The following is a 17261-nucleotide window of genomic DNA, read 5'->3' as shown; positions in this document are numbered from 1 at the left end:
ATAAATAAATGAATTTGATGACCGATATAAATAATATAAATTAAGCGTCGTTGGAGGTTGGACTCATGAATGTACAGTTCTCCTTATCCGCCACTGCATTATCTGGTGGGAATAGCAGGGGTGAAACAGTATCTAAGAATTCAGTATTTTCGTCAGTGGAGCAATTTCCCTCAATTAGGGATACCAAGGATTTGAACACAAAAGAACGGCAAGGTGTAAATGTGTCTCTTGCTGAGGGACAATTGATCAGGAATATCGAACGCGCTGTGAAAGCATTACAAGGTCCCCAGACTACTTTGGAGATTAGTGTACATGAGAAGACACATGACATCATGGTTAAAGTGATGAACAAGGATACAGGAGAACTTATTCGTGAGATTCCTCCAGAGAAGACATTGGATCTTGTAGCGAAGATGATGGAAATCGCAGGAATTCTGGTAGACGAGAAAATCTGATAACAGGGGGTGTTGTTTTGGTTGCACGGATTAATGGATTCTCCGGGATGGATATTGACAGTATGGTTAAGAGTATGATGGCTGCCAAACGTGTGCCTCTTGATAAGTTGTTGCAGGACAAACAGCTTTTGGAATGGAAAAGGGACAGCTACCGTGAAATCAACAGCAAGCTGTACGAATTTAAAAATAATAAACTTACTGACAAATACGGGTTTAACAGTGCCTTGAACGCAAATAAAGCGATTATTTCGGGGAATACGGATGCCCTTAAGGCTGAAGCTACTGCTGATGCCAACGGAACGGATATGAAGGTCAGCATTGAGCGGCTGGCGACTAAGGCGACTTTGGAAACAAAGGGAGTAGGTTCAGGGAAGAGTGGTGCAACGACGCTGGCAATACTTGCTGCGGAACGTGCTGCGGCAAGTGACGGGAAGGTTTTTTCTGATCTCTCTCCAAGTGATAAAGATACATATCTAAAAGCTAACCTCGATAAAGAATTCGATTTAGTTATCAATGGAATTAACTTCAGAGACGGTAACGGTAAACCGCTTTTTAATGGCAAGACTTCTATCTCTACTATGGTTGCAACTATTAATGCGAATTCCGACGCCAATGTTGCAGCCAGTTTTGATGAAGTTACCGGAAAGTTATTGATAAGTTCCAAAATCAGTGGGGCTTCAGGTAAGGTGGAACTGGGAGTGATTTCTGGAGGCAACCCGCTAATAGATTTATTCGGAGGGGCTTCGCCGCTGCCAAGCCGGAGGACGGTTATTGAGACCAACAGCGCTGGAGCAAATTTAAACAATAGCACAAAATTGGGTCAACTCACAGGTGGCGACTTAAGCGGAACATATAGTTTTAGTATTGAAGGAGTGACACTTTCGTTTAATGGCAGTGAAACAATAGGTGAAGTCGTTAAGAAAATATCGGATACCGGAAAGTTCACCGCTAGTTTTGATTCAAGTCAAGGCAAACTGATCTTCACTTCCAAAACAAATGAATCAGACGGAAAGATAGAGCTTGGAGCGGCAGCGGATAACACTTTGCTTACTCTTTTCAAAGGGACACAACAGACATATACTTCCGGAGTTAATGCTCAGGTCACTATAAATGGAACGAAGTTGGAAAGAGATACAAACAACTTTACAATTAATGGCGTTGCTCTCACCTTGTTGGCAACTACTGCTGCTGATAAAACGGTAACAATTACTACTCAAACTGACTCAACTAAAGCGGTAGAAACGATCAAAGGGTTCATTCAAGATTACAATGAATTACTCAAATTGTTAAATAATAAGACAAGTGAAGCGAAATACCGTACATTTACACCTCTTACCGATGAACAGAAGAAAGATATGAAAGAAGCGGATATTAAAGCCTGGACAGAAAAAGCACAGAGTGGGCTTTTGAAAAATGATGATATTTTAAAATCAATGGTATCCTCTATGCGTATGGCTATTACTGGGAGCCTAGGTGATCTTAATGCAATAGGCATTACTACCGGTAAATATTATGAAGGCGGGAAACTTTATCTTAATGAATCTAAATTAAAGCAAGCCATTTCTGATAATCCTCAAAAGATCATAGATTTGCTACAAGGACCTGCCAGCGATACTTCTGCTGGATTGTTTGATAAGCTTGCGACAAAAGCCGGCGACGCATTGGAGAGGTTTTCTGAGAAGGCAGGTACGAATAAATTCTCGGCAGATCTCACTGCAACCTACAAAGAAGAGAGCGTAATGGGAAGAACACTTAATGGTTATAAAAGTCGAATCGCTACCTTACAGAAGAATCTTACAAATGCAGAAAATCGCTATTACAAGCAGTTTTCTGCTATGGAAACGGCTATGAATAAACTTAATGCTCAGTCTGCTAATCTTTTGTCCAGCATGGGCTATAAAAACTAGAGGGTGAGATCATTGATTAATTCTCCTTACGATAAATACCGACAGTCTTCCGTTCAGACATCCACGCCTGCCCAACTGGTACTTATGCTATATGATGGGGCAATTCGATTTATACGGGCGGGATTAGATGGACTCAAGCGGAGCGATCTTGAAAAAACCAATATTAATCTTGGTAAGGCCCAAACCATTGTCAGTGAGTTGATGAGCACTCTTGATTATAACTATGAAGTATCTAAGAACCTGTATTCACTCTATGAATATACAAATTTCCTACTTGTTGAGGCCAATATACGCAAAGATACAACAAAGGCTGAGGAAGCGGTGGGATATTTGATTGAACTACGGGAAACGTGGTTACAGGCTTCCAAAATCGCAGCAGGTCAAGGTCAGCCGCCGTTATCTACGGAAATTTCAAATGGATAAAGATAAGCTTATTATAGAGTTTAAGCAATTGACGCAGAATATAATGGAGCGGTTATACGAAGTCGAATTTGAAGAGTTAGAGTCTTTCGTGGACGAACGTCAGAAATTGATTGATGACATCATCCGACAGTTCTCGTTGATTCCTGCAACGGAAGCGCAAAAGGTCGAAATTGAACGAATTTTGCATCACGATTCAGAAATCACTGCTCGCATGAACACTCTTTGCCTCGAGGCGCAGGACTGGCTGCAGAAGCGCAATCAGTCCAAGGTACAGCGCAGCGCCTACGAGGCCGCTTACACCCCAGATAGTTTTCTAATGGATCGCAAAAAATAATTTTATCGGTGTTTCACTATAGGAGTAGACGGGTATTAAATACCGTCTGCTCTTTTTTTGATCCTTACGTCGCAGTTATTTCTTGATTATGGTAAATTAAACGTCCTATTTTACGTGGTAAATTATTGCATGTAAACATTTACTTTTCCAATTGACAATGAAGAAGTTACGGTGGTATAGTCGATTTGTGAGCAAGACTCACGTTCATCTGATGACGAAGGGAATGTTTAATCAATGGAAGGTAAAGTAAAATGGTTTAACGCAGAAAAAGGTTATGGTTTTATCGAGACTGCAGACGGTGGCGACGTATTCGTACACTTTTCCGCGATTCAAACTGACGGTTTCAAGACTTTGGATGAAGGCCAATCCGTAGAGTTCGATATCGTTGAAGGCGCACGCGGACCACAAGCAGCTAACGTAATCAAATTATAATCATACGGCTAAGCCGACCTACATATAAGTAGATGGTTAGCAATTTAGACAGCGCTAGCAAGGATCTTGGGAATTCTCCCAAGGTCCTTTTTTTGTGTATTGGGGCCCCGCAAAGTACCTGAGTATGCATCGAAGTAAAGCTCCACTTTGTGGGGATATTTTGTGCGTTCATAAGCCTTTATCAACGCTGTTAATAGAAAAAAATAGCGTACTTTGTAAATTTATAATATGGAAAATGTTAGAACTCTCCGAAATGTGGGTAATAGCTTTACGTTGAGCTGTTTATCTTACCTCGACGCACACTATGTTAGCCTAGGCCAATACTTCCAAAAAAGAGATTCATATAGCCTACGCTATCAAAACTTTTAGGAGGATGATTAGCAGGATGAAAAAGAAGTTGCGCGGTCTTATGACCGGAGTTTTAGGAGTTAGTATGTTATTAGGATCTCTTGGCAGCGTATCTGCCGCTTCCGTACCTAAGGATATTCAAGGTCACTGGGCCCAAGCTCAGCTACAAGAATGGTTAGATAGTGGATACCTTGGAGGATACCCAGACGGTACAGTTAAACCAAACAAGGCAATTACACGTGGAGAGTATGTGACTCTGGTAAATCGCCTGTTCGGTTTTAAAGAAAAAGCCACTGTAAGCTTTAAAGATATGAAAAGCACAAACTGGAACTACAGTGAAGTGGCTAAAGCTGTGGAAGCTGGTTATATCGGGGGATACGAGGACAATACGTTCCGTCCTAATAGTCCGCTCACAAGACAAGAGGCAGCGGTAATGGCTGCGAAATTACTTAAATTGAGCACTAATAGCACTACTACCAAATTTAAAGACAATGCACAAATTGCAGCATGGGCAAAAGGTGCAGTAGCCGCTGCAGCGGATAAGAAGATTATTAACGGTTATCCGGACGGAACCTTCGGTCCTAAGAGATCGTTAACACGTGCAGAGGCTGTAGGTATCATCAATACCTCAGTCATCTATTACCCGGGTAGCGGCACAGGTGGTGGAGTAATTCCTACCCCAACGCCAACGGCTACTCCGACACCAACAGCTACGCCAACGCCAACAGCTACTCCAGGTGGTAGTACTGGTGGCGGAAGTGGTGGTGGATCTGGCGGCGATAACGGTGGAGGAAATGAAACAAAACCAACCGTATCTGAGGCAACCTATGGTAACGTTGGTTCGGTAACAGCCGATGTATACCTGACATCTTCCGTAACGGGCTCAGTGTACTATGTTGTAGCTCCTTATACTGCTAACGTAAGTGCACCGAGTGCATTGCAGGTGGAAAAAGGACAGATCAGCAATGGAACTGCAAGCGAAATTCATGGTAGTGTTGCAACTGTAGCCAAAACAACGGTTACATTCTCTGTTTACGGATTGAATCCTGGGACGGAATATGCAACATATATCGTAGTAGCCGATGCATCTGGCAATCTGTCTACTGTAACAACCGTTCGATTAACTACTGCTCAGGCAACTGAAAAGTCGATTACGCTTTTTGAACCAGGACAAGCAGGTACTGTTACAGCAGACGTATATGTTAAATATGGTGTGACAGGTGACACTCCATCCCCAGTAAGATATGTAGTATTACCTGCTAATGAAAAAGCACCTAGCGCAGCACAAATTGCTTTAGGTCAGAATAGTACTGGTACAGCATTGACTTCACCATGGACGGATACGCTTACGTTCGCTCCTGGTGTAAAACATACGCATACTTTGACTGGATTGACAGCCAATACTGCCTATAAGATATACGTTATTACAGGATCAGGTATACAATTGTCACCTGTAGAAATCATCCAAATTCATACCAAGTAATTTCATCTTATACTTTCTCAGTTTTGGAATATAAGAATGGAATTCGTACTATAATAACGTCAGGTTTACTCTTGGTCCGGTGAGGCGAATAGTTGCTCTTACCGGACTTGTTTTATTTGTGAACACTACGACAATATTTGTTATCTAATTGTAAGGGCTGTAAGGAATTACTTTTTACTTAGGCTTAACAATTTGGTATAATGAAGGTGTAACTAAAGGAGGAGTGGCCATGCAATTCACCATTCGAGGTCAACAAATTGACGTGACCGACGCTTTGAGAGAGTATGTTGATAAGAAGCTCAGCAAACTTGAGAAGTATTTCGAAGCACCCCCTACCTCTGAAGGGTCTGTGACGCTTGGCGTAGTTCGCGGCCTTCATACGGTGGAAGTAACCATTCCGCTTGCTGGCGTGACGCTTCGTGCGGAAGATCGCAGCGATGACATGTATGCTTCCATAGATGCCGTTGTGGACAAGCTAGAACGTCAAATTCGCAAACACAAAACGAAGATCAATCGTAAGTTCCGTCAAGAGGGACTGAAGACGCTGTTTGTGGATGGAGCTAGTACCGCTGTTGCTGTAGAAGAACAAGATTATGATGATTTAGAAGTTGTGCGGAACAAACGCTTTACGATGAAGCCGATGGATGTAGAAGAAGCGATTCTTCAAATGAACATGGTAGGACATAATTTCTTTGTTTTTTCCAATATCGACACCTCGGAAGTAAGCGTAGTTTACAAACGTGATGATGGTAAATATGGACTGATTGAACAGGGCTAAGATACAATGATGCCAGTTATGCTCTAAGTATAAAGGGCCTCGAGAGTTAGTCAGAACCTAAGAAATTTAAACCGAGCCCCTATTCGCTTGCAGCGAATAGGGCTCTTGTGCGTATAAGCGACTATAATTGAAAAATGTGGCTGATACACCTTGTATTGCGGCATCTCTTACAAACTGTTACAATTTATGAAGCAGCGGAATCGAATTTATAAATGGCCCTTTCAATTTTGTGAGGATGGGCTCGGTTCCACCATCTGTGTTGCATGAAAGGGGTTAACCATGCTAGGACTTGTAAAGAAAATATTCGGAGACACCAACGATCGTGACGTTAAACGTCTCATGAAGACAGTCGATGTAATTAATGGATTGGAACCGGAATTTGTAAAGCTTTCTGATGAACAGTTACAAGCTAAGACAGCAGAATTCCGTGCCCGTATTGAGAAAGGCGAAACTCTGGAAGAAATTCTTCCTGAGGCATTTGCTACCGTACGCGAGGCTTCCAAGCGGACACTTGGTATGCGGCATTTTGATGTGCAGTTAATTGGTGGTATGGCTCTGCATGAAGGCCGAATCTCCGAGATGAAGACTGGTGAAGGTAAGACACTAGTAGGTACATTGCCAGTGTATTTGAATGCTTTGCTAGGTAAAGGCGTACACGTAGTAACGGTCAATGACTATTTGGCTCAGCGCGACAGCGCACAAATGGCACAAATCTATAACTTCCTGGGCATGACGGTTGGGGTTAACCTAAGCGGTATGGACCATGCTGATAAACAAGCTGCTTATGCCTGCGATATTACGTATGGCACAAACAACGAATTTGGTTTCGATTATTTGCGTGACAACATGGTGCTTTATAAAGAGCAAATGGTTCAGCGCCCTTTGTATTTCTGTATAATTGATGAAGTGGACTCTATTCTTATTGATGAAGCACGTACACCTCTTATTATTTCCGGACAAGCTGAGAAGTCTACAGAATTGTATTTTTCAGCAGACCGTTTCGTGAAAAAGCTTAAGGCTGAAGAAGACTACACAGTTGATATTAAGGTGAAGTCTGTAGCCTTGACTGAAAAAGGTGTGGCTACTGCTGAGCGCGCTTTTGGTATTGAGAACTTGTATGATCACAGTCATGTAACTTTGAATCACCATATCGTCCAAGCCCTAAAAGCAAATGTAATTATGCGTCGTGACGTAGATTACGTTGTAAACGAGGGTGAGGTCGTTATTGTTGATGAATTTACAGGACGTCTAATGTCAGGTCGTCGCTATAGCGATGGGCTGCACCAAGCGATTGAAGCGAAGGAAGAAATCGAAGTACAAAATGAGAGTATGACTCTTGCAACAATCACATTCCAGAACTACTTCCGTATGTATCGTAAACTCGGTGGTATGACAGGTACAGCGAAGACTGAGGAAGAGGAGTTCAAAAAGATTTATGGTCTTGAAGTTCTTCAAGTTCCTACGAACAAACCAAATCAGCGTGTAGATATGCCAGATGTGGTCTACAAGAGTGAGAATGGTAAGTTCAAGGCTGTCGTGGAAGAAATCGTAGAACGTCACAAAAAGAACCAGCCTGTACTGGTTGGTACAGTGTCGATCGAGAATTCAGAACTCGTTTCTGAAATGCTGAAGCGCAAAGGCGTTAGACACCAAGTGCTTAACGCGAAGCATCACGCTGCGGAAGCAGAAATCATTACCCATGCAGGTCAGCCAGGTACAGTTACGATTGCTACCAACATGGCTGGACGTGGTACGGACATCGTTCTGGGTGAAGGTGTGACAGATCTTGGAGGTCTGCATATCATTGGTACAGAGCGTCATGAATCGCGCCGGATTGATAACCAGCTGCGCGGTCGTGCGGGTCGTCAAGGTGACCCTGGTTCAACACAATTCTACTTGTCGCTTGGCGATGAGCTCATGAAGCGTTTTGGTGCTGACAACGTTCTGACTATGATGGATCGTCTCGGATTCGAGGAAGATCAGCCGATTGAGAGCCGCATGATCACGCGTGCTGTAGAATCTGCTCAGAAACGTGTTGAAGGTAATAACTTTGATATCCGTAAAGTTGTATTGCAATATGATGATGTGATGAATCAACAGCGTGAAATTATTTATAAACAACGCCGTGAGATTCTGGAGTCTGATAACATTAAAGATGTCGTGCTTGAAATGATCAAGCCAGTAATTGAGCGTATCGTTCTCGCACACTGTAGCGATGATATTCCTGAGAACTGGGAACTGCAAGAAGTTGCTGATTACGTAAACAGCAAGCTGCTTGAAGAAGGTGCTTTGACCCGTGATATTCTATGGGGTAAGGAAGCTGAGGAGATCATCGAGTTCATTTTCGAACGTGTGCTTGAGAAATATGCTGCACGTGAAGAACGTCTGGGTTCAGAACTCGTACGTGAATTCGAGAAGGTAATCGTGCTTCGTTCCGTAGATAGCAAATGGATGGATCATATTGATGCAATGGATCAATTGCGTCAAGGGATTCACTTGCGTGCTTACGGTGGTACGGATCCACTTCGCGAATATCAATTCGAAGGCTTTGAGATGTTTAATACTATGACTGCTACGATTCAAGAAGAAGTAGCTACTTATATTATGAAGGCTCACATCGAGGCGAATCAGGAACGTCAATCCGTTATTGATGAAGACAAGATCTCTACAAACAGCGAACCTGTTGAGAAACGTCCGGTTCATGTTGAGGCTGTGACTGGCCGTAATGATCTTTGCCCTTGCGGAAGCGGCAAGAAGTACAAGAATTGCCACGGTCAAAACGCATAAGACAAACGTTTAGTAGTGCTCGTATTCAGGTGTTGAAGGTGTAAGTCTTTAACCCTGATCTCTATGGGTATACTAACCATAAAGAGCGGCTGGGCCCGGGGGTATCCCCCGTTTGCGGCCCAGTCGCTTTTTTGGATCTTTAGCACTTGAGTGAATGTGGAATGGAGAGAAGGTTTGGAACTGGAGAAACGTAGCGCTCGCCTTTATCTTCAGATTCCAACCGCAAGTGCGGTTATCTAATCAAGGAATCTGAGGATAACAGCGATCGGAACTCCAATCCTTCTCCGAATGGCTGAACATTCACTCACCCACTAACTATCCATCCATTAGAGCGAAGACCGTAACAACCAATTTTGAAAGGTGAAGTGACCTATGATAGAACCAAATGTAAAGCAGGATCTGCGTGAAATAGGCAAGAAACTAACTGACCTTAGGGGGTCTCTTTGACTTAGATCTTAAGCAAGAGATGATTTCTAACTTTGAAGAGAAGATGGCGGCTCCAGGATTCTGGGATAATAGTGAGCAAGCGCAAAGCGTAATTGCTGAGATGAACGCTGTGAAATCTTCCGTAGATCAATACGAGAAGCTTCAACAGGAATACGATGATGCTGCGATGATGGCAGAGCTTGCGGATGAAGAGGGCGATGAGGACCTGGCAACAGAAATCGGAGAGACGATCCGTAGCCTAGGCAGTAAAGTGGATGAATTCGAGCTGCAATTGCTGCTTAACCAACCGTACGACAAGTTAAATGCTATTCTTGAGCTTCATCCGGGTGCTGGCGGAACAGAATCCCAAGACTGGGGACAGATGTTGCTGCGTATGTACACACGTTGGGCTGAAAAACGTGGATTTAAGGTTGAAGTACTCGATTATTTACCGGGTGATGAAGCAGGAATTAAGAGTGTTACACTGCTTATCAAGGGCTTCAACGTATATGGATATTTAAAAGCTGAGAAGGGTGTCCATCGACTAGTGCGGATTTCTCCGTTTGACTCTTCGGGTAGACGCCACACCTCTTTTGTGTCCTGTGATGTCGTTCCGGAAATTACGGATGATGTTGAAGTTGAGATCCGCACCGAGGATCTTAAGATCGATACGTATCGTGCGAGTGGCGCCGGTGGACAGCATATCAATACCACGGACTCTGCGGTGCGGATTACTCACTTGCCGTCGGGTGTGGTGGTAACCTGTCAGAACGAACGTTCACAGATCAAGAACCGGGAACAAGCCATGAAAATGCTCCGTTCCAAGCTCTATGAGCGCAAGCTGCAAGAGCAACAGCAGCAATTGGATGAGATTCGCGGCGAGCAATCCGAAATCGCTTGGGGCAGTCAGATTCGTTCCTATGTATTCCATCCGTATAACATGGTCAAGGATCACCGTACTTCCGTGGAAACAGGTAATGTGGGTGCAGTAATGGACGGAGACCTGGACGCATTCATTGATGGGTACTTGCGCAGCCAGATCAAGGTTGAGGCGGATTAAGGGATTTTTTCGGGAATATAGGAAAGTATAAGCTTACTCCATACTTTATCTTTATATTTTTTTAGGGGAAACGGATACCATTCTTTAATATGGATGGAATAGCCGTTTCTTCTTACGTAGAGCAAGATGACACTTTAAGGAGCGCCATGAAATGCAAAAAATCAATTCTCGTAATAAACCCCCGCTGATTCCACTGAATGGACCCGTCCGTCATGTGGTGGATACAATGCTTATTCTGATCGGCTCGCTAATCACGGCACTGGGGTTTAATCTTTTTTTTCTGCCTAATCATATAGCTTCTGGTGGTGTATCGGGTCTTTCAGTATTGGCTGAAGCTTGGTTTGGGGCTGAACCGGCATTTACACAGTGGGCGCTTAATATTCCATTGTTTGTACTAGGAGTAGTCTTCCTGGGTAAACAATACGGCGTTCGCTCGTTGCTGGGGAGCTTTGTGTTGCCGCTATTTATCTTGTTGACAAAAGATTTACCTGCACCTACAACTAATCCACTTTTAGCCTCCATTTATGGAGGTATCTGTGTGGGGGTGGGACTTGGCGTTGTGTTCCGGGGACGGGGCTCAACAGGTGGACTTACGATTTTGGCGCAGATCATTCAAAAGATATCTGGTCTCAGCTTCTCGGTTTCCGTTGTGTTGCTGGACGGGACGGTTATTGTGCTGGCTGCATTTATACTCGGCATGGAGCAGGCGCTGTATGCGCTGATCGGATTGTTTGTTACAGGTAAGGCCATTAATGCAATAGAGGTTGGCTTCCGTTATACGAAGGTTGCTTATATTATCTCGGACAAAACAGATGAAATATCAGCGGCGATATTAAATGATCTGGATCGTGGTCTGACAAAGCTGGACGCACATGGCGGGTACACTGGCGATGCACGAACTGTTCTGATGGTAGTGGTAGGTCAGAATGAAGTATCAAGGCTAAAGGCGATCGTCCAATCCGTAGATACAAGTGCATTTGTTATTATTACCGAAGCACATGAAGTGTTAGGCGAAGGGTTTAAAAGAGAAGCGTAATCTCTCCTAAAGGGGAGGTTACGCTTCTCTTTTTTTCTAAATGAGGTTATATTTAGGATGAATAAAGTTCACATATTGTGTTGTATTTATATTAATAGAGATGTATAATAATACATATTTCTAAGACGGTATGCATGATATTAAATAATATATTCAGGATAAGCAGGAAGTGGGGATGACAGTGGAAGGCAAGCTGAAGGCAGCGATTGTTGGATCAACGGGTTATGGAGGCGTAGAGCTGATTCGGCTACTACAAAGTCATCCTAAAGTAGAGATTACTTCGGTAATTTCTTCATCTAGTGCAGGGGATGCGATAGAGGAAGGGTTTCCTCATTTGACGGGCATTATTGACCGAAGGCTGGATGGCGTTGATCCGGCGCAGATGGCTGAGCGGGCAGATGTGGTTTTTACGGCTACACCGTCTGGTGTAAGTGCCAAGTTGGTCCCGCAGCTGCTGGAAGCTGGACTTAAGGTCGTAGATCTATCCGGTGATTTCCGATTGAAGGATGGCGCAGAGTATGAGCACTGGTACAAACATACAGCTCCTGCTGATGAGTACCTAGAACAAGCTGTGTACGGACTTTGCGAGGTGTTTGGAGAGCGTGCGGCTGGGGCCAACTTTATATCTAATCCAGGCTGTTATCCTACGGCTACACTTCTTGGACTAATTCCTGCGATTCAGGCAGGCTGGATTAAGCATGACAGTATTATTATTGATGCCAAATCCGGGGTTACCGGAGCAGGACGCGGAACGAGCCTGATGGTGCATTATGCAGAGATAAACGAGAACTTAAAAACTTATAAAATAAATAAACATCAACATATACCAGAAATTGAGCAGACACTCACGGAGATTGCTGGAGAAAAGGTAACCGTAACGTTCACCACACATCTCGTGCCGATGAGCAGAGGTATTATGAGTACGATGTATGCAGGAATGACGGGCAATTATACGGAGCAGGATTTTGTGAATTTATATCGTGAATATTATGCGGGCAGACCATATGTGCGGGTGCGCGATGTAGGTGTGATTCCAGCGACAAAAGAAGTTAGCGGCTCTAATTATTGTGATATCGGATTTGCGACAGATGCTCGTACAGGGCGGGTGACCATAGTCTCCGTCATTGATAACATTGTAAAAGGTGCGGCAGGTCAGGCAATACAGAACCTTAATTTGATGATGGGATGGGAGGAAACCCTTGGCCTCGGCTACACACCAGTGTATCCATAAGGATCAGCGGTACAAATAACATGAGCGAGATTGAATTATTTACTACCTTGGAAGGTGGAAGCATAACTTCACCTAAAGGATTTAAGTCCGGAGGACTGCACTGTGGATTGAAAAAAACAGACCGCAACGATCTCGGAGTCATCCTATGTGAGGTTCCAGCTACGGCTGCTGCTGTGTATACGACAAATGTTTTTCAGGCGGCTCCTCTGAAGGTGACGCGGGAAAGTCTTGCGAACGGAACGTTGCAGGCGGTAGTCGTGAACAGCGGGAATGCTAATGCCTGCACAGGTGAACAAGGCGAGGCCGATGCTTATGAGATGCGCGCTGCTGCGGCTCAACATTTGGGTGTAGAGGTTAATGATGTTGCTGTCGCCTCGACTGGTGTGATCGGTGAGCTGCTAAAGATGGATTGCGTACGTAGCGGTATTGCTGCAATACCAGAAAAGCTGGACGGTGGGGCTGCTGGAGCGGAAGAATTCTGTCAGGCTATACTTACAACTGATTTAGTTAAAAAAGAGGTTGCCGTGAAGGTGTTTGTTGGCGGTGTAGAAGTTATTATTGCTGGAGCCGCGAAGGGCTCCGGGATGATTCATCCTAACATGGCTACCATGCTCGGTTTTATGACTACAGATGCTGATATTTCAGCGGAGGATTTACACAGTCTACTTCGTTCTGCTACGAACGTTACTTTTAATATGATTACAGTTGATGGAGATACAAGCACCAATGATATGCTAGTCTCGATGGCTAGTGGGCTTGCAGGTAATGAGAAGCTGACCCGATTGCATCCGGATTGGGACGCTTTTGCCGCAGGATTCACGTATGTCTGCCAGACGCTTGCCAAAGCGATTGCTCGTGATGGAGAAGGTGCGACTCACCTGATTGAGGTTCAAGTGAATGGTGCTGTTCATGACGAAGCTGCTGCAGCGATTGCCAAGACAGTGGTGGGTTCTAGTCTAGTGAAATCTGCTATTTTTGGAGCGGATGCGAACTGGGGACGGATCATTGCTGCGGTTGGACGCGCGGGTGTGCCAGTATCGCCGGAGCGTGTGAACATTTCATTAGGTGATATCGAGGTACTACTGCATTCCAAGCCGGTTGCTTTTGATGAGGAGAAGGCTTTGGCCTATTTGCAAAAAAGTGAAACGGTGCTGATCACTGTAGATTTGCATGATGGAAGCGGAAAGGCTACAGCTTGGGGCTGTGACCTAACTTACGATTATGTGCGTATTAACGCTGCATATCGTACCTAATTTGTGGCGAGATTAAGCCCACAAGGGAAGGATACCGAACTTATGACGCTAAATAGCGAGCTTGAACTTATAGATGCATTAGATGGTAGTGGATTGTTTGTGATGAAATGCGGCGGCAGTACGCTGGCTGCTCTTCCTGATTCTTTTTTCGAAGATTTACGAGATTTGCAGCAGGAAGGCATTCAGCCTGTAATTGTTCATGGCGGAGGGCCTGCCATTTCAGAGAATCTAGCAAAGCTGGGCATTGAAAGCAGCTTCGTGAACGGTCTGCGAGTAACCACCGAGGCAGTACTAGATGTCGTAGAGATGACGCTGGCAGGGAGTATCAACAAGGCGATTGTAAGGCGAATTCAAGGAAGTGGCGGTCTAGCTCTAGGGCTATCCGGCATCGATGGAAATATGATTACTGCTAGACCCGTAGCTAATAGCGCTGAAGTAGGGTTGGTAGGAGAAGTAACGGAAGTGAAAGCTGATATCGTAACAGGGATTATAGGTATGGGATATATTCCTGTCATTGCACCTATCGGTGTAGATGCTGCAGGTCAGCGCTACAATATTAACGCAGATACAGCAGCAGGGGCAGTAGCTTCTTATGTAGAGTCTCCCCAAATGATCGTAGTCACTGATGTGCCTGGCATTATGAGTACGGTGGAGGGTCGAAAGGTTGTGCTTCCATCCGTTACCGTACAGGAAATCGAAGCTTTAATTGAAAGTGGAGAAATCTACGGCGGCATGATCCCCAAAGTGCGGGCAGCTATCGATTGCATTCAAGGCAGCGTTTCAGAGGTTATTATTGTGGATGGAAAAGAACCGCGGGTGCTTAGTCGAGTACTACAAGGTGAAGCGATAGGCACACGTATTATTCGTTCGTAGAATCATAGATGAATATCATTTAGAGGTGCAGCCTGGTACACAGGAGCACAAGGTGGGAGAGTGACTTAGAATGAGCAAGCTTACACAAGCTGAATTGGATTCGCAAGCAGGGGCACAGCAGACCGATACAGTAGGATCAGGTACACCGGATGTTGCAGCAGGCAAGCTTAGCGCGGTATTCCCTTCTTACGCCAGATATGATCTCAGCTTAGTGAAAGGCAAGGGCACCTGGGTATGGGATGATAAGGGCAACAAGTATCTTGATTTCACAAGTGGATTAGCTGTGACCAGTCTAGGTCATGCCCCTGAAAAAGTCGGTGCGAAGCTGAAGGAACAGATCGATACGCTCTGGCATGTCTCGAATCTGTTCCATATTCCTGGACAGGACAAAGTTGCAAACCTTTTGACTGAGAATAGCTGCGCTGATCAAGTGTTTTTCTGTAATAGTGGGGCAGAAGCGAATGAGGCGGCTATTAAGCTGGCTCGTCGTTACCACCAGAAGATTAAAGGTGTGGATCGTTATGAGGTCATCACATTTGAACAATCCTTCCATGGACGTACATTAGCCACACTAACAGCTACAGGTCAGCAAAAGGTAAAAGAAGGATTCCTGCCGCTTCCAGCAGGCTTCAAGACTGTACCCTTGCATGATCTCCCAGCGTTAGAGACTGCTATTGGGGATCATACAGCTGCTATCATGCTGGAGATGGTACTTGCAGAGGGTGGCGTGCTTGAGGTAGAACCTGAGTTCTTGAACGCTGTAGTGGCACTGTGCAAGAAACACGGATTGCTTCTGATTGTAGATGAAGTACAGACAGGTATGGGACGTACAGGCAAGCTGTTCGCTCATCAGCATTATGGAATTGAACCAGATATTTTCACTTTGGCTAAAGGGATTGCTAGTGGGTTCCCAGCGGGCTTAATGCTTGGCAAAGGGTATTTGCGTGATGCTTTCTCACCAGGCAGCCATGCGTCCACCTTCGGGGGAACACCACTCGCAACAGCGGTTATGGCAGCGACAATTGAAACGATGCTGGAAGATGAGCTTCCACAACGCGCTGAAGAAATGGGTAAGTACTTGACAGGTCTTTTGAAAGAGAAGCTGGCGGACTGTTCTTTTGTGAAGGATATCCGTGGTAAAGGACTGTTAATCGGGATTGAATGTCAATCACCAGTGGGCGATATTGTTTTGGCTGGACAAAAGAAAGGACTGTTGTTCGTGACAGCGGGTCCTAATGTCCTTCGCTTGCTGCCTAATCTATATGTAAGTAAAGAGGAGATCGACCAAGCGGTAGACATCGTCTCCGAACTCATTCATACTTATGCTAAACAAGCAAACGGGGAGGTAAGCTCATGAGTCAGGGCGTACAGAGTAACAAGCACACCATTGCGCAGCAACTGAAAGGCCGTGATTTGCTGGAGCTGAACGATTACAGCCCGGAGGAAATTACGTATCTGATTGATTCGGCGATTGAGCTGAAGAAGAAACAGAAAAATGGCGAAGAATTTCAGCCGCTGAAGGGGAAAACGATTGGTCTTATTTTTGAAAAATCCTCTACTCGTACGCGCGTATCGTTTGAAGTTGGAATGTATCAGCTGGGAGGGCATGCCCTTTTCTTGAGCAAAAATGACATTCAGCTTGGACGCGGTGAAACGGTTGGCGATACAGCACAAGTAATGTCACGTTACCTCGACGGAATTATGATCCGTACCTTCGGCCATGACAAAGTAGAGGATCTAGCTCGGTATGCTTCTATTCCAGTAATCAACGGTCTGAGCGACCTGGCACATCCATGCCAAGTGCTGGCGGATTACCAAACGATTTACGAGCACAAAGGAAAGCTTAAGGGCCTAAAGCTGGCTTACATCGGCGATGGCAACAATATGGCACATTCCCTGATGATTGGTGGCGCTAAGCTGGGCGTGGATGTATCTATCGCTGGACCGGAAGGCTATGAGCCGGATGCAGCGGTTGTAGCAGAAGCCCGTGAGATCGCTAAAGAAACCGGAGCCAAGATTGTGGTAACTCGCAGCCCGCAAGAAGCTGTGCAAGACGCTGACGTTATCTATACCGATGTGTGGGCGAGCATGGGCTTCGAAGAGGAGCAAAAGGCGCGTGAAGAGGCATTCAAGGACTATCAGGTCAATGAGGAGCTTGTAAAAGGCGCGAAGAGCGATTATCTCTTCCTGCACTGCCTGCCAGCCCACCGTGAGGAAGAGGTTAGCACAGGCGTAATTGATGGCCCTAACTCGGTGATCTTTGATCAGGCTGAGAACCGCCTGCATGCACAAAAGGCTTTAATGGCTGCTCTGATGGGATAAGGAAAAATTTATAGAATAATAGAATATTAGGATAAAACTTAACTTACGAAAATAGGGAACTATACGGAAAACTTCCCCATAAAGAATTGATTTATTGTCTTTAAAATGGACTA

General features: G+C 44.9%; 15 protein-coding genes. All 15 read left to right on the top strand.

The window, feature by feature from the left end:
* Positions 1-65: 65 nt before the first annotated feature.
* Entirely contained in the window at positions 66-455 is a 390-nt protein-coding gene (locus ACWNM1_RS28350; protein ID WP_449603594.1) for a flagellar protein FlaG, read from the top strand.
* 17 nt (positions 456-472) lie between these two features.
* A complete protein-coding gene (fliD, locus tag ACWNM1_RS28345) occupies positions 473-2362 on the top strand; it encodes a flagellar filament capping protein FliD (protein ID WP_449603593.1) in 1890 nt (629 codons plus the stop codon).
* Positions 2363-2374: 12 nt separating this feature from the next.
* Positions 2375-2785: a flagellar export chaperone FliS gene (gene fliS, locus ACWNM1_RS28340; protein ID WP_449603592.1), complete on the top strand. Its 411-nt coding sequence runs from the start codon at positions 2375-2377 to the stop codon at positions 2783-2785.
* Complete coding sequence (locus ACWNM1_RS28335; protein WP_449603591.1) at positions 2778-3119, top strand: flagellar protein FliT; 342 nt, start codon at positions 2778-2780, stop codon at positions 3117-3119. Before fliS ends, ACWNM1_RS28335 begins: the two co-directional genes overlap by 8 nt.
* 234 nt (positions 3120-3353) lie before the next feature.
* Positions 3354-3551, top strand: coding sequence for a cold shock domain-containing protein (locus tag ACWNM1_RS28330; protein WP_019915069.1), 198 nt, complete (start codon positions 3354-3356; stop codon positions 3549-3551).
* A gap of 385 nt (positions 3552-3936) precedes the next feature.
* Positions 3937-5382: an S-layer homology domain-containing protein gene (locus ACWNM1_RS28325; RefSeq protein ID WP_449603590.1), complete on the top strand. Its 1446-nt coding sequence runs from the start codon at positions 3937-3939 to the stop codon at positions 5380-5382.
* Between the two features lie 229 nt (positions 5383-5611).
* Positions 5612-6160: a ribosome hibernation-promoting factor, HPF/YfiA family gene (gene hpf, locus ACWNM1_RS28320; RefSeq protein WP_042131328.1), complete on the top strand. Its 549-nt coding sequence runs from the start codon at positions 5612-5614 to the stop codon at positions 6158-6160.
* A gap of 279 nt (positions 6161-6439) precedes the next feature.
* On the top strand, positions 6440-8947 hold the full coding sequence (gene secA / locus ACWNM1_RS28315) for a preprotein translocase subunit SecA (protein WP_042192370.1): 2508 nt from the start codon (positions 6440-6442) through the stop codon (positions 8945-8947).
* Positions 8948-9319: 372 nt separating this feature from the next.
* Positions 9320-10433, top strand: a protein-coding gene (gene prfB, locus ACWNM1_RS28310; protein ID WP_143759238.1) for a peptide chain release factor 2 whose coding sequence is annotated in 2 segments (ribosomal slippage) — positions 9320-9391 and positions 9393-10433 — 1113 coding nt in all. Because the reading frame shifts where the segments join, the coding sequence is not laid out codon by codon here.
* 151 nt (positions 10434-10584) lie between these two features.
* Positions 10585-11469: a YitT family protein gene (locus tag ACWNM1_RS28305; protein ID WP_449603589.1), complete on the top strand. Its 885-nt coding sequence runs from the start codon at positions 10585-10587 to the stop codon at positions 11467-11469.
* Positions 11470-11650: 181 nt separating this feature from the next.
* Positions 11651-12700: an N-acetyl-gamma-glutamyl-phosphate reductase gene (gene argC, locus ACWNM1_RS28300; protein WP_449603595.1), complete on the top strand. Its 1050-nt coding sequence runs from the start codon at positions 11651-11653 to the stop codon at positions 12698-12700.
* A gap of 20 nt (positions 12701-12720) precedes the next feature.
* On the top strand, positions 12721-13953 hold the full coding sequence (gene argJ / locus ACWNM1_RS28295; protein ID WP_449603588.1) for a bifunctional ornithine acetyltransferase/N-acetylglutamate synthase: 1233 nt from the start codon (positions 12721-12723) through the stop codon (positions 13951-13953).
* A gap of 42 nt (positions 13954-13995) precedes the next feature.
* Complete coding sequence (argB, locus tag ACWNM1_RS28290; RefSeq protein WP_042192361.1) at positions 13996-14826, top strand: acetylglutamate kinase; 831 nt, start codon at positions 13996-13998, stop codon at positions 14824-14826.
* 70 nt (positions 14827-14896) lie between these two features.
* A complete protein-coding gene (locus ACWNM1_RS28285; RefSeq protein WP_449603587.1) occupies positions 14897-16183 on the top strand; it encodes an acetylornithine transaminase in 1287 nt (428 codons plus the stop codon).
* Complete coding sequence (gene argF, locus ACWNM1_RS28280) at positions 16180-17148, top strand: ornithine carbamoyltransferase (RefSeq protein WP_449603586.1); 969 nt, start codon at positions 16180-16182, stop codon at positions 17146-17148. The genes ACWNM1_RS28285 and argF overlap by 4 nt, the downstream gene beginning before the upstream one ends.
* The last annotated feature ends 113 nt before the right edge of the window (positions 17149-17261 follow it).

It is taken from the genome of Paenibacillus sp. Marseille-Q9583 (genome assembly GCF_976954365.1).
This window is presented reverse-complemented; position numbering and strand designations above follow the sequence as displayed.

Bases quoted from the DNA above. Each gene is read 5' to 3' on its own strand.
- ACWNM1_RS28350 (WP_449603594.1), top strand. From the start codon at position 66: ATGAATGTACAGTTCTCCTTATCCGCCACTGCATTATCTGGTGGGAAT.
- ACWNM1_RS28335 (WP_449603591.1), top strand. From the start codon at position 2,778: ATGGATAAAGATAAGCTTATTATAGAGTTTAAGCAATTGACGCAGAAT.
- ACWNM1_RS28330 (WP_019915069.1), top strand. From the start codon at position 3,354: ATGGAAGGTAAAGTAAAATGGTTTAACGCAGAAAAAGGTTATGGTTTT.
- ACWNM1_RS28325 (WP_449603590.1), top strand. From the start codon at position 3,937: ATGAAAAAGAAGTTGCGCGGTCTTATGACCGGAGTTTTAGGAGTTAGT.
- hpf (WP_042131328.1), top strand. From the start codon at position 5,612: ATGCAATTCACCATTCGAGGTCAACAAATTGACGTGACCGACGCTTTG.
- secA (WP_042192370.1), top strand. From the start codon at position 6,440: ATGCTAGGACTTGTAAAGAAAATATTCGGAGACACCAACGATCGTGAC.
- ACWNM1_RS28305 (WP_449603589.1), top strand. From the start codon at position 10,585: ATGCAAAAAATCAATTCTCGTAATAAACCCCCGCTGATTCCACTGAAT.
- argJ (WP_449603588.1), top strand. From the start codon at position 12,721: ATGAGCGAGATTGAATTATTTACTACCTTGGAAGGTGGAAGCATAACT.
- argB (WP_042192361.1), top strand. From the start codon at position 13,996: ATGACGCTAAATAGCGAGCTTGAACTTATAGATGCATTAGATGGTAGT.
- ACWNM1_RS28285 (WP_449603587.1), top strand. From the start codon at position 14,897: ATGAGCAAGCTTACACAAGCTGAATTGGATTCGCAAGCAGGGGCACAG.
- argF (WP_449603586.1), top strand. From the start codon at position 16,180: ATGAGTCAGGGCGTACAGAGTAACAAGCACACCATTGCGCAGCAACTG.